Genomic DNA, 13200 nt, shown 5'->3' on the forward strand with positions numbered 1-13200 from the left:
GCACGGCCGCCGGTAGTCTCCGAGACCGGCCAGCGCCGGGAATCGGGTCCGGTGGGTCGTCGACGGCTCCGGGACCGGCGCCGGGAGAGGAGCCGCGACCTCGATGGCCGGACCCACCTGGCTGTCCGCGCTGCCCACCGCGCTCGTCGCGGTGTTCTGGGTGGTCGGGCCCGGTCTGCTCGTGCTGCGGGCGTGCGGGGTCCGGGGCGTCACGGCATGGGGTCTCGCGCCGGTCGTGTCGACCGCGGTGATCTCGTCCACGGCCGTGCTGGGCACCCTCGCCGGGGTGCGCTGGGGGCCGTGGGTGCCGCTGGGCGTCGCGGTCGTGCTCGCACTGCTCGGCGGGCTGTTCCGGGTCTTCGTCGCCCGGCGCCCGCCCGGCAGCGCGCTGCACCGGGGCTGGCGGACGGCGCTGCGGTCGTGGGCCCCGGGCCGGCGGCTCCGGGCCGCGCTGGACCGCGTCCGCACCCCGAGGGGCCAGTTCGCGAAGCGCCCCGAACCGATGACGGCCGCGATGCCCCAGGTGTGGCGGACCTCGGCCCAGCGGGCGGGCACCGACGGCCGCCGGGCGGGGATCGCCGCCGCGGCGGGCGTCGTCGTCGCGGCCGCGCTGGCGTGGTGGACGGTGGTGCTCGGCTTCGGCCCGGTGGACGGCCTGTCCTCGACCTACGACGGCGTCTTCCACTACAACGCCGTCGCCCACATCCTGCAGTCCGGCGACGCGTCGTCGCTGACGCTGGGGTCGCTGACGAACCCGTCGTCGGCGATGGCGCTGTACCCGGCGGGCTGGCACGACCTGGTGTCGCTGGTCGCGATGCTGTCCGGCAGCGGGGTCCCGGTCGCGACCAACCTGACGGCCTGGGTCGTGGCGGGGGTGGTGTTCCCGCTGTCTGTGGCGGCGCTGACCCGTCAGGTCATGGGCCCCTCGTCCGGTGCCGCGCTGGCCGCGCCGGTGCTCGCGACCGGGTTCACCGCGCTGCCGTGGGCGCTCATGTCGTTCGGGGTGCTGTGGCCGAACCTGCTCGGGGTGGCGCTGCTGCCCGGGTACCTGACGCTGCTGCTGGCCGTCGTCGGGGTGGCCGAGCGCAGCGTGATCGGCGCAGGCGGGGCGGCGTTCACCCTGGTCCTGACACTCCCCGCGCTCGGTCTCGCCCACCCGAACGCGTTGTTCAGCCTCGCGGTGCTCGGCCTGTTCCCGGTGCTGTGGGGCATCGGCGTGCTCGCCCGGCGACGGCTGCTCACCCGCCGGTTCTGGCAGCCGGTGCTGGCCGCGGTCGGCGTCGCCGGGATCGTCGCCGCCGTCCTGTGGTTCATGACGGCCTCGCCGCTGACCGCCGGGGTCCGCAGCTTCGACTGGCCCGCGTTCACCGACGTGCCGACGGCGATCGGGCAGGTGCTGTTCAACTCCCCCAACGGCCGTCCCGAGCTCGTCGTGCTGTCGGTGCTGGTCGTCGTCGGCGCGGTGGCCGCGCTGCGGCGCGTCGCGACCTCGTGGCTGGTACCCGCGCACCTCGCCTCCGGCGCGCTCTACGTGCTGGCCGCGGCCGACGACGGGAAGACCTCCGCCGCCCTCACCGGTGCCTGGTACAACGACTCCTACCGGCTGGCGGCGATGGTGCCCGTCACCGGGGCCGTGCTGGCCGTGGTCGGGCTGTGCGCCCTCGCGTCGGTCCTGCGCCACGTGCTGCTGCGTATCCCGCGCACCGCGGCCCTGGCGCGGCGCCGGGTGGTCGCGCCCGCGCTCGCGGCGGCGCTGCTCGCGGTCGTCGTCGCCACGACCGGCGGGATGTCGGTGGCGACGCACGCCGACGTCCTGGCCGGGCCGTACCAGCAGCCCTCCGACCCGCTCCTCGAACCGGGGCAGCGCGAGTTCCTCGACGAGGTCGGCCGGATCGTCGGCCCCGACGACGTCGTGGCCGCGGACCCGTTCACCGGCGACGCACTGCTGTTCCCGCTGACCGGCCGCCGGGTCCTGTTCCCGCACCTCATCGGCAACTGGACCCCGGAGCAGACGCTGCTGGCGACGCGGTTCCGCGACGTCGGGACCGACCCGGCCGTCTGCACGGCGGCCGCCGACCTGGGCGTCGACTGGCTGTTGACGGGGCCGATCACGTTCTGGCCGAACCACGGCGGCGCCCGCTGGTACCCGGGTCTGCACGACATCGCACCGGTGCCCGGGTTCGAGCTCGTCGCGACGGGCGGGGGCCAGGAGCTCTGGCGGCTGACGGCCTGCACACCGGGCGCGCCGGCCACCCCGCAGGCCCAGGCGTTCGCCCCGCCCGGTCCCGACGCCCCGTCCCCGTCCCCGTACGGTGGGTGACCCCCCGACGCCCTCGACGGAGCCCACGTGACCGAACTCCCCGAGTACGAACGCTCCCTGCGGATGGTCGAGCGCCGCAGGCTCGCGACCGGCTTCGCGAAGCAGATCGCGATCACCACCGAACCCGCTCTCGACGTGCCGTTCCGTGAGGCACGGGTGGTCGATCTCGGCTGCGGGTACGGCTACACCGCACTCGAGCTCGCGGGCCTGTGCCGGGAGGTCGTCGGCATCGAGCCGAACGGTGCTCTGGCCGCCGAGGCGACTCGGCTGGCCGCCGAGGGCGGCCGCGAGAACTTCACGTTCCGTGTCCAGGGCATCGGCGACTTCGGCCACGGCGACGACGCCGGGGCCTTCGACGTGGCCGTGCTCGACAACGTCCTGGAGCACCTCGACGACCAGCCCGACGCGCTGGAGCGGATCGCGTCCTGCCTGCGCCCCGGCGGCGTCGCCTACATCCTGGTGCCGAACCGGTGGTGGCCGATCGAGGCGCACTACTCGCTGCCGTTCCTCGCGTGGCTGCCGCTGCCGCTGGCGACCCGCTACCTGCGCTGGTCGGGACGCGGCAGCGACTACACCGACGCCAGCTACGCCCCGAGCTACCTGCGGATGCGCCGGCTCCTCGCGCAGCGACCCGACCTCGACGCGCGGTTCACCGTGCCCGGCGACGTGAGCCTCGCCGAGGGCGGCGGATCCCGGCTCTACTCGCTGGGGGTGGCGGCGCTGCGCCGGTTCCCGCCGCTGTGGGCGATCTCGAAGGCGTTCCTCGTCGTCGCCGTGAAGAAGAAGCAGACCTGACCGTGGCGCGACGGCTCCTCGCCGCGGCCGACCTGGTCGTCGGCCCGGTCGTCGCCGTCGGGGTGGTGGCCGTCGGGCTGCTGGTCGCCGACCGGATCACCGTCCCGGCCGGGTCGAACGTGGGCCTGGCGCTCACCGCGACCGGCGGGGCGCTCGTCGCGGCGGTGCTCGCGGCCGCGGCGTGGACCCGGTCCCCGCTGGTCGCCGCGCCGCTGGCGTGGGTGGGGCTGGCGGCGCTGCCCGCGGTGCCGCTGACGCTGTTCCTGGCGAACACCCCGCACTACCTGTTCGGCGTCGGCGGCGACCAGCAGTTCCGGGTCGCGTTCCTGACCCGGTTCGCGGACTCGGCGCGGCTCGCGGACTTCGCCTACGCGGACATGCCGCCGTACTACCCGGCGGCGTGGTTCTGGCTCGGGGGGCGGGCGGCGGCGCTGCTGGGCGTCGACGCCTGGGCGTTCCACAAGCCGTACTCAATCGCGACGCTGGCGGTCACCGCCGTGCTGACCCACGCGTTGTGGGCACTCGTGACGTCCCGGCCGCGGGCGGTCGGGGCCGCCGTCGCCACCACCCTGGCCGGGTTCGTGACACTGGCCGCGTACTCGCCGTACTCGTGGCTGACCGCGGCGCTCGTCCCGCCGCTGGCGGTGCTCGGGCTGCGGCTGGTGCGGCGGCGCGGGGCCTGGGTCCGCACCGCGCTCCTGGTCGGCCTCGTACTCGGCCTGGCCGCCGTCACCCACACCCAGATCCTGGCCTTCGCGGGATTCGTCCTGGCCGTGCTCGCGGTGGACGGCCTCGTCACCCGCACGACCGGTCCGGCCGGGCTCGGCACGACGGTGGCGGTGGTCCTCGCCGCGGCGCTGCCGCCGGCCCTGGTGCACTGGCTGCCCTACCTGCTGGCCTCGGCCGGGCAACCCACCTACAGCGCGGGCCAGCACTTCCTCGCCGAGGCGGGCGCCCGGTGGCCGCTGCCGATGCTGGAGGCGACCCCGGTCGGCGCGCTGTGCCTGCTCGGTACGGTGTGGATCGTGGTCCGCGCCCGCACCTCGACGGTGGCCAGGGCGCTGGCGGTCACCGCGCTCTGCGGCTACGCCTGGTACCTGCTCTCGACGGTCGCGCTCGCCGCCGGGACGACGCTGCTGGCCTTCCGGATCCAGCCGATCCTGACCGCGGCGCTGGCCTGCGGAGCGGTGTGGGCCGTCGCCGAGGTGGCCGAGCGGCTGCGCGCGGGCGGGGCACGGGTGGGGGCCACGGCGACGGTCGTGACCGTGCTGGCCGCGGCGGTCGTCGTCGGGCAGGTGCAGTCGGTCCCGCAGGACTACGCGTGGACCGGGACGGCACAGGACTACCGCCCCGACGGGACGCGGCCCGACGGCTCGCGGGACCCGGCCGACGCGAACGCCTGGCTCGGGGACCTGCGCACGGCGATCGACGGTCTGACCGGTCGCCCGCCGCGGGAGGTCGTCGTCGCGAGCGCGAACGCGACCCTGCTCAGCTACACGCCGTACTTCGCGTTCCAGGCCTCGCAGCCGCAGTACGCGAACCCGCTCGCCGACTACCCGGCCCGCACCGACGAGCTCCGCCGGTGGGCGGCCGCGACCGACCCGGGCCGGCTGCTCGCCGCGCTGGACCGCGGCCCGGTGCGGGCGCCGTCGGTGTTCGTGCTGGAACGGGCCGCCGACGGGACGCTGCGGCTGCCGCTGGCGCAGGACCGGTTCCCCGACCCCCGCCAGGGTGCCGACCCCGCGGTGTTCGCACCGCAGCTGTTCGACGACCCGGCCTGGCAGCGGCGCGACGTCGGCCCGTACGCGGTGCTGGTGCGGGCCGGCGTCCCCGCGGTGCCCTGAGGCCTCGGACCTCGGACCTCGGGCCTCGGGCCTCGGACCTCGGGCCTCGGGCCTCGGACCTCGGGCCTCGGACCTCGGGCCTCGGGCCTCGGGCCTCGGGCCTCGGGCCTCGGGCCTCGGGCCTCGGGCCTCGGCCACCGTCGGCGGGTCGAGCGCGAGCCGCGCCCCGTACTCGTCCAGGACTGTGACTGATTCGGTCCACAGGTCACCGCCGTTCGCGGAACACTGGCGGCCATGCTGCGTGCGCGTCGACAGGCTGCGGACGACGGCCAGGACACGGGCCGGCGTGCCCCGGACCGCAGGATCCTCCTGGTCGCCGCCCTCACGGCCCTGGCCGTCGGTGTGTGGGCGTGCTGGTCGGTGACCGTCGACGATGCCTACATCACCTACCGCTACAGCGAGAACCTCGCGCACGGGTTCGGGCCGGTCTGGAACCCGGGGCGTGTGCCGGTGGAGGGGTTCACCAACTTCGCGTGGATGGTGTGGCACGCACCGTGGGTGTGGTTGGGTGTGCCCCTTCCGGTGGTCTCGAAGCTGACGGCCGCTGCCTGTGCCGCTGCCACCGTGTGGATCCTGGTCACCGAGCCTCGCACCCGGAGCGGCGCCGTGGTGGCCGCGGGGAGCTTCGTCCTGTTCCTCCCGACCTGGGTCCACGTCGACGCCGGCCTGGAGACAGCGCCCTTCGCTCTGGTCGTGCTGCGGGCCGTCGTCCTCGCTGCGCGGCTGCTGCACGACCGGGACGCCGTGGTCCGGCCCTGGGAGATCCCGGCGTTGCTGCTACTCGCGGGGACCCTCCGCCCCGACGGGGTGCTCGGGGTCGCCCCCGCCCTGCTGGTCTGGCTGTGGCTGCGCAGATCCCGCAGGTCGACCTGGCTGTGGACCGCGGCCGGTGGCGCCGTCGGCGTCGGCTACGTGGTCGCACGATGGGCGTACTACGGCCACCCACTGCCGAACACCTTCTACGTGAAGGTGGGTGTGGAGGCCACGACCGACGGTCGCTGGATCGAGCTGACAGCGGCGACGCTGTTGCCGCTGCTGGCGTTCGCCGTCGCCGCGTTGTTCCGGGTACGCACCGCGGCCTCGGCAGCGCTGGTACTGGCGAGCTGCACGGCTCTGTGGATCATCCCGGCCCTCACCGCGCCGGCGATGGACTATCTGTCGCGGTTCGCGTGGCACGGACTCCCGCTGATGTGCCTGGCCGCGGCGTGGGCGCTCGACACGGTCGAGATGCGCCGGGTCGCGGCCACGGCGGCGGTGGTGGCGGTCGGCTGGACGACGGTCGCCGGCGTCCTCGCACCGGACGGGCCGAGCATGGTCAACTACGGTGACGACCTCCGGCGCGCGCACATCGCCGTCGGCCTCGCGCTGGCCGACACCGACCTTGCGCCGGACCGGCGAACCGTCGCGGTGTCCGATGCGGGCGCCATCCCGTACTTCTCCGGATGGATCGCCACCGACTACATCGGCCTGAACGACGGTCGGATCGCGCACGGCGCGGACCCGACCGACGTCCTGCGGACCGACGACCCGTCCGTCGTCGTCGTCACCAGTTCCTCGCCCAAACCACCGACCGCGTCGTGGCGCACCGACCTCACTCCGGTGCTCGCCGGCCGCGAGCTCGTCGGCGTCGCGCAGATGCGCCCCGAGTACTTCCAGCTCGTGTTCGCGAAGCCGGACGTCGCCCCGCAGGTCAGGGCGGCGCTGGACCGCCGCCTCGCGGAGGGTCGCGCGGTCACCGACGCCCGCCTCGGCCCCGGCTACTCCCGCTGGCTGGAGCGGGTCCTCGGCATCAGCTGAGGCCGAGGGCGTGCCCGGCCAGGGCACGCAGCGCGGCGGCGTCGCGGCGCAGCACCGCCCCGGGCAGCTGGACGGCGGCGTTGAGCCGCGACGACACGTGCGCGCGGGCGGCACGGGCGGCACGGGGCAGCCCCCGGGCCGCCATCCGGTCCGCCTCCGCCGCGAAGTAGCGGCGCTCCTCGGCGAACCGGTTCCCGGCGACCGCACCCGATCCCGAGTCGCTGGAGCGGTGCCGCCGGTAGCGGAAGCAGACGTGGTCGTCGACGACCATCGTCCCGCCGTCGGCGATCACCGCGACCGGCAGCGCCAGGTCGAACACGTCCGCGGACTCCGGAAGCGCGACCTGCGCCACCGCGTCGGTCCGCCAGCACAGCGACGGGTTGTACAGCCAGTTCCCCCGCAGCAGGCTCACCAGCAGGTCCTCGCCGCCGACCGACCGCGGGCCGGATCCGGACGGCGCGAGCAGCGCCTTGACCCGGTCGGCGAGCGGGCGGACCGGACGGTCGTCGGCGTCCATCACGGCCACGCCCGGCTGCACCACCGCGGCGTCCGGCCAGCGCTCGTGCAGCGCCAGGACGGTGTCGAGGTAGTCGGGCTCCATCAGGTCGTCGGCGCCCATCATCACGAAGTACGGCAGCTCGACCGCCTCGATGCAGTACCGGTTGTTCGGCTGGGCGCCGAGCCGCGTCGCGTTGCGGCGGTACCGGATCCGGTCGTCGCCCAGGCCCGCGAACCAGGGCCCGATCGAGTCGTCGGGGTAGCCGTCGTCGACGACGGTGAGCCGCCAGTCGGTGCGGCGCTGGGCCTGCACGCTGCGGACCGCGCGGCGTAGGAGCTCCGGGTCGCCGTAGAAGGGGAGCATCACGTCGACGGGCACGCGCCCGACGGTAGCGAGCCGCCCCCTGGCTAGGATCACCCGGCCTCACCGGCCACGACACCAGCCACGACCCGGAGCACGGCGATGGACATCCAGAACCACTACTACGGCCACTCGGCCGTCCTCGCCGCCTACGCCGGGCTGTCCCGGCCCCGGCACATCGCCGGTCTGCTGCAGCACGGCTGGACCGCGGTCTCCCCCGTCGCCGCGCACTTCGCGGACTTCCCGACGGTCGGCACCGACCCCCGCCGGCGACGGCTGCTGGTGTGGTCGCACGGCTGCCGCGGCTGGTCCCCCGCCGACGAGGACCGCGAGACCACGCCGATCGGTGCCCCGGTGCTCTACCTGGAGGCGCTGCTGCGCGCGCAGGGCTGGACGCCGTCGGACCGGCTCGGGCCGGTGTTCGTCCCGTTCCACGGCACCCGGCTCGTCCGTGTGACCGGCGCGCACGCCGACCTGGCCCGTCAGGTCGCGAAGGTCGACGGTCCGTCGACGGTGTGCCTGCACCACGAGGACATGACCGACCCGGAGATCACCACCGCCTGGCGCGACGCCGGGCACACGCTGGTCACCGCCGGGCGGCGCGACGACCCGCACTTCCTGCTGCGGATCATGCACCTGGTCGGGAACGCGAGCCGGGTCTCGTCGAACCGGCTGTCGACGGCCGTGCTGTACGCGGCCGCCGTCGGCACCCCCGCCGGGGTGTGGGGTGACCCGCTGACGTTCGGGGCGCAGTCGTCGTCGGCGGTGGACGAGCTGCGCGCGACCTGGCCGGAGTTCCACACGGTCGATCCCACCGACGGGACCCGCCCGGAGTCCGGCGCCGCGGAGGCCGACGCCGCCGCGACCGCGCTCGCCCGCCGCGAGCTCGGCGCCGAGCACCTGCTCGACCCGGACGCGCTGCGCACCGTGCTCGGCTGGGGCCGCACCCCGAGCGTCGGGCCCGGCCTGCAGCACTACGCGGCGTCGCCGCTGGCGAAGGCCGCGATGGTGCTCGGGCTGACCCAGCGCTCCGCGGCCAGCACGCAGGCCATGTCGGCGGGCAGCTCGAACCCGCTGCTGTGGCTGCGCCACCCGCTGGCCGCGCTGCCGAAGCCGCTGCCGCGCGGACTGCCCACGCCGATCGCGACCGAGGAGCCCCTCGACGCCTGACCATGATCGCCGGGAGTGGAGCGGAGGACGCAGCCGACTACTCTCCGCGCTCCACTCCCGGCGATCATGACGGTCGGAAGATCCGGCGGACCAGCACCAGCAGGGCCACCCCGAGCAGCGCGGCCAGTACGAACCGCACCGACAGCCACAGCACGCCGTCGGACGGCAGCAGCACCCCGGCCCCGCACACGACGACGCCGACGGCCAGCGGCCCGGCCAGCACCGCCTCCCGCCAGCGGGTCGGTGACACCCGCCGACGCAGCAGCGACGTCCCGGCCGCCAGGGCCAGGTAGATCAGCGGGAACCCGGCGGCGACCGCGGTCAGCGACCCGGTCCGGGCGAGCAGCACCGCCGCGACCACCCCGAGCACCAGGCTGACCGGGCTCGCGATGGCGAGCCCGCCGCTGCGGCCGGACGCGAACACCAGGTGCACGTTGGCCAGGTAGACGACGCTGACCACGGCGCCGAGCGTCGCGACCGCGGTGACCGGCACCAGCTGTTCGGGGGCGAACGAGGCCGGGGCGAGGATCCGCAGCAGGAACGGGGCGAGCAGCGCGACCCCGCCGGCCAGTGCGGCGGTGACGACGCCGACGTCGCGGGCGGTGCGTTCCAGCGCGGCGCCGCGGGCCTCGGGAGCGGTCCGGTAGATGACCGGCGCCCAGGCGTTGTTCAGCGCGGAGACGATCATGGCGGGCGCGGAGCCGAGGAGCAGCGCGATCTGCATGCGGCCGCCGTCGGCGACCCCGAAGTACCGACTCACGATCAGCACGAGCGCGTTCTGCACGAGCAGCAGCGCGACCAGGTGCGGGACGGCGGGCAGCCCGATCCGCAGCGCCCGGCCGAAGTCGCCCCGCGCGGTGCGCGGGCGGCCGCCGCGCAGCGCGAGCACGAGCCCGATCACCGCGGCCGCGAGGTAGCCGAGCAGCAGGCCGAACAGGTAGTCGTCGGCGTCGCTCGCCCGCCACGCGACGAGCGCGAGCCCGGCGAGCGGTCCGCCGAGCGTCGCCACCCCGGACATGACGACGAACGGCACCGGCCGGTCCTGCACCCGCAGGAACGCCTGGGCGTTGAGCACCACCACGAAGCCGGCGGCGGCGAGCCCGGCGAACACCAGCCCGGCGCGCCACGGCACCGACAGGACCGGCAGGCTCCACCACGGGCCTGCCAGCACCGCGAGCACGACCACCGCCAGCGACAGGGCGCTGCCCTGCAGCACCAGCGCCCGCGCGCCGTCGGTGCCCGAGCTCTCCAGGATCCCGTGCCGGGTGATCGACGACGCCAGGCCGAACCCGACGACCATCGCACCGACCTGCACCAGGATCAGCCCGACGGCGACGACGCCGTACTCGGCGTCGCCCAGCAGCCGGGTCACGAACGGCGTGACGACGACGTTCGCCAGGATCGGGGCGACGCTGCCCAGCGTGTAGAGCGAGCCGCGCCCGAGCACCTCCCGGCTGGCGTCCACGGCGCTCACCCCGCGCTCACGCCGAGTGCCCGAAGAACTCCCGCACCAGGCCCGCGACCCGGTCGACGTCGGCGTCGGCGAGATCGGGGAACAGCGGCAGCGAGAGCTGCTGGGAGTAGTACTCCTCGGCGTTCGGGCACAGGCCGCGGCGATGGCCGAGGTCGGCGAAGACCGGGTGCCAGTATGCGGGGATGTAGTTGACCTGCACCCCGATGCCGTGCTCGCGCAGGTACTCGAACAGCGCACGGCGGCGGCCGTCGAGCACGCGCAGCGGGTAGAGGTGCCAGGCGGGCTCGGCGCCGTCGCGGCGGACCGGGGTGCGGACCTCGGGCACGTCGGCGAGCGCGGCGTCGTAGCGGGCGTGGATCTCCCTGCGCCGCGCGGTGAACGCCGCCAGCCGGGTGAGCTGGGAGGATCCGAGGGCGGCGAGCAGGTCGGGCAGCCGGTAGTTCAGCCCGAACGCGTGCACCTCCTGGTGCCACGGGCCCTCGTCGGGGAAGCGCTGCGCGTCCTTGTCGCGGACGAGGCCGTGGTTGCGGAACGACCGGGCGCCCGCCACGAGCTCCTCGCGCGGGGACACGACCGCGCCGCCCTCGGCAGTGGTGAGGTTCTTGGTCGGGAAGAAGCTCAGCGTGGTCAGGTCGGCCAGGTCACCGACCGGGCGACCGTGCCAGGTGCCGCCCACGGAGTGCGCGGCGTCCTCCAGCAGCAGGGCGCCGGCGTCGTGTGCCAGCGACCGCAGCGGTGCCGCGTCGATCGGGTGGCCGGCGTAGTCGACCCCGGCCACGACGGTCGTGTTCGGTGTCAGCGCGGCCTTCGCCGCGTCCGGATCGAGGTTCCCGGTGTCCGGGCTGACGTCGGCGAACACGACGTTCGCGCCGAGCAGGGCCGCGGCGCTCGCCGTCGCGACGAAGGTCAGCGGGGCGACCACCACGTCCTGGCCCGGGCCGACCCCGGCCGCGGCGTAGGCGACGTGCAGCGCCGCGGTCCCGCTGGTCACGGCCACCGCCGGGTTCCCGCAGACGGCGGCGAGGTCGTCCTCGAACCGGGCCACCGCGGGGCCGGTGGTCAACCAGTCGGTCCCGAGGACCGCCGTGACCGCCTCGACGTCCTCCGGCGAGATCGACTGCCGGCCGTAGGGGAGCATCAGGCGCCGCCCATCAGTCGAGCGCCTCGACCATCGCGCGCAGCTGCTCGGGCGACAGCCACAGGTCGTTGGTGTCCGACCGGTAGGCCTGCCCGTCCGGGACCGGCTCACCGTCGGCCGGGGAGGTGTAGCCCCAGCCGGCGATGTAGGGCTCGACGACGTAGCGGTCGGCCAGCTTGAGGGTCCGCCGCGAGTCGTCCGCGGCGATCATCTCCTCGTGCAGCTTCTCGCCCGGTCGGATCCCGATCTCGTGGGTCGCGGCGCCGGGGGCGATGGCCTCGGCGAGGTCGGTCATCCGCATCGACGGGATGCGCGGCACGTACAGCTCGCCGCCCTGCATCGCGTCGAAGGAGTCGATGACGAACTGAACCGCGTCCGGCAGGGTGATCCAGAACCGGGTCATCCGCTTGTCGGTGATCGGCAGCGACTGGCCGTCGGCGGCGAGCTTCTTGAACAGCGGGACGACCGACCCGCGGCTGCCGAGCACGTTGCCGTAGCGGACCACGGCGAACCGGGTCTCGTAGGCGGCGGCGTAGTGGTTCGCGCTCACGAACAGCCGGTCGGCGCACAGCTTGGTGGCGCCGTAGAGGTTGATCGGGCTCGACGCCTTGTCCGTGGACAGCGCGACGACCTTCTTCACCCCGGCGTCGATCGCGGCCTCGACGACGTTCTGCGAGCCCTCGACGTTGGTCCGGATGAACTCGAACGGGTTGTACTCGGCCGTGTCCACCTGCTTGAGCGCGGCGGCGTGCACGACGTAGTCGACGCCGTGCATCGCGCGGCGCAGGCGCGGCTGGTCCCGGACGTCACCGAGGAACCAGCGCAGCCGCGGGTCGTTGTCGAACAGCGACCGGCACTCGTACTGCTTGAGCTCGTCGCGCGAGAGGATCACCAGCCGGCGCGGCTCGTAACGGTCGAGCAGGGTGCGGACGAAGGCCTTCCCGAAGGACCCCGTCCCGCCCGTGACCAGGACCGACGAGCCCTTGAGTACCGACATCACGCCTCCAGATCTGCGGAACTTCGTCCGCCCGGCATGATGGCACGCGATCGATCGGACGAATCGAAGCAGGTACGGGTGCGGGTCAACGCGGTCATCCAGGCGAGGACGGGGTCGACGCGGCTCCCGGGCAAGGTGCTCACCGATCTCGGCGGCACACCGGTGCTCGACCGGGTGGTCGCCGCCGCCCGCGCCGCCTCCGGCGTCGACCGGGTCGTGGTCGCGACCTCGACCGCCCCGGGCGACGACGCCGTGGCCGAGCGCGCCGCGACGATCGGCGTCCCGGTGGTACGCGGCTCCGAGGACGACGTGCTGGCCCGCTTCGTGCAGGCCGTCGACGAGCACCCCTGCGACGCCGTGGTGCGCCTGACGGCGGACTGCCCGCTGCTCGACCCGGCCCTGGTGTCGCTGGTCGCCGCGACCTGGCGGTCCGTGCCGGAGCAGGACTACGTCGCCACCACCCTGGTGCGCACCCTGCCGCGCGGCCTGGACGTCGAGCTCGCCCGCGTCGACGCGCTGCGCGCGCTGGCCGGCACCGCGACCGGGTACGACCGGATCCACGTGACGTCGGGCCTCTACGGAGACCCGGACCGGTTCCGCTGCCTCGGGCTCGTCGTCGCACCGGCCGCCGACGACCTGCGCGTCACCCTGGACACCGTCGACGACCTGCACGCCCTGACGGGGCTGGTCGAGGCCCTGGACGGGCGCACCGGGTGGCGGGCGGTCGTCGACGTGCTGCGGTCGCGGCCGGACCTGGTGGAGCGCAACGCGCACGTCCGTCAGAAGTCCCTCGCCGAGGGGTGAGC

10 protein-coding genes are annotated in these 13200 nt (G+C 74.8%); 6 read left to right on the top strand and 4 right to left on the bottom strand.

Annotation, left to right across the window (positions count from 1 at the left end; all coding sequences use genetic code 11):
- Window positions 1-103: 103 nt before the first annotated feature.
- The 4 genes from KPL59_RS17315 (at window position 104) to KPL59_RS17330 (ending at window position 6756) form a co-directional block, all read left to right on the top strand.
- Window positions 104-2320: a DUF6541 family protein gene (locus KPL59_RS17315; protein ID WP_226361402.1), complete on the top strand. Its 2217-nt coding sequence runs from the start codon at window positions 104-106 to the stop codon at window positions 2318-2320.
- Window positions 2321-2347: 27 nt separating this feature from the next.
- Entirely contained in the window at window positions 2348-3115 is a 768-nt protein-coding gene (locus tag KPL59_RS17320; protein ID WP_226352557.1) for a class I SAM-dependent methyltransferase, read from the top strand.
- A 2-nt stretch (window positions 3116-3117) separates the two neighbouring features.
- Entirely contained in the window at window positions 3118-4959 is a 1842-nt protein-coding gene (locus KPL59_RS17325; RefSeq protein WP_226352558.1) for an arabinofuranosyltransferase, read from the top strand.
- A gap of 234 nt (window positions 4960-5193) precedes the next feature.
- A complete protein-coding gene (locus KPL59_RS17330; RefSeq protein WP_226352559.1) occupies window positions 5194-6756 on the top strand; it encodes a hypothetical protein in 1563 nt (520 codons plus the stop codon).
- Here KPL59_RS17330 and KPL59_RS17335 read toward each other — a convergent pair.
- Window positions 6749-7633 carry a glycosyltransferase family 2 protein gene (locus KPL59_RS17335; protein ID WP_020626732.1) on the bottom strand — a complete coding sequence of 295 codons (885 nt, stop codon included), beginning with the start codon at window positions 7631-7633 and terminating at the stop codon, window positions 6749-6751. The genes KPL59_RS17330 and KPL59_RS17335 overlap by 8 nt on opposite strands.
- An 84-nt stretch (window positions 7634-7717) precedes the next feature.
- On the opposite strand from KPL59_RS17335, the gene KPL59_RS17340 reads away from it, so the two are divergent.
- Complete coding sequence (locus tag KPL59_RS17340; RefSeq protein WP_226361403.1) at window positions 7718-8785, top strand: hypothetical protein; 1068 nt, start codon at window positions 7718-7720, stop codon at window positions 8783-8785.
- Between the two features lie 64 nt (window positions 8786-8849).
- On the opposite strand, the gene KPL59_RS17345 is transcribed toward KPL59_RS17340, so the two are convergent.
- The 3 genes from KPL59_RS17345 to pseB are packed head-to-tail and all read right to left on the bottom strand — an operon-like array spanning window position 8850 to window position 12394.
- Entirely contained in the window at window positions 8850-10259 is a 1410-nt protein-coding gene (locus tag KPL59_RS17345) for a lipopolysaccharide biosynthesis protein (RefSeq protein ID WP_226361404.1), read from the bottom strand.
- Between the two features lie 7 nt (window positions 10260-10266).
- On the bottom strand, window positions 10267-11397 hold the full coding sequence (locus KPL59_RS17350; protein ID WP_226352562.1) for a DegT/DnrJ/EryC1/StrS aminotransferase family protein: 1131 nt from the start codon (window positions 11395-11397) through the stop codon (window positions 10267-10269).
- Window positions 11398-11410: 13 nt separating this feature from the next.
- Entirely contained in the window at window positions 11411-12394 is a 984-nt protein-coding gene (pseB, locus tag KPL59_RS17355; protein WP_075309157.1) for a UDP-N-acetylglucosamine 4,6-dehydratase (inverting), read from the bottom strand.
- Window positions 12395-12433: 39 nt separating this feature from the next.
- Between pseB and KPL59_RS17360 the strand changes: the two genes are divergently transcribed.
- The gene (locus KPL59_RS17360) at window positions 12434-13198 is read left to right on the top strand and encodes a cytidylyltransferase domain-containing protein (RefSeq protein ID WP_226361405.1); all 765 of its coding nucleotides are present in this window, start codon (window positions 12434-12436) and stop codon (window positions 13196-13198) included.
- The last annotated feature ends 2 nt before the right edge of the window (window positions 13199-13200 follow it).

The organism is Pseudonocardia sp. ICBG1142 (genome assembly GCF_020496255.1).
Classification (GTDB): Bacteria; Actinomycetota; Actinomycetes; order Mycobacteriales; family Pseudonocardiaceae; genus Pseudonocardia.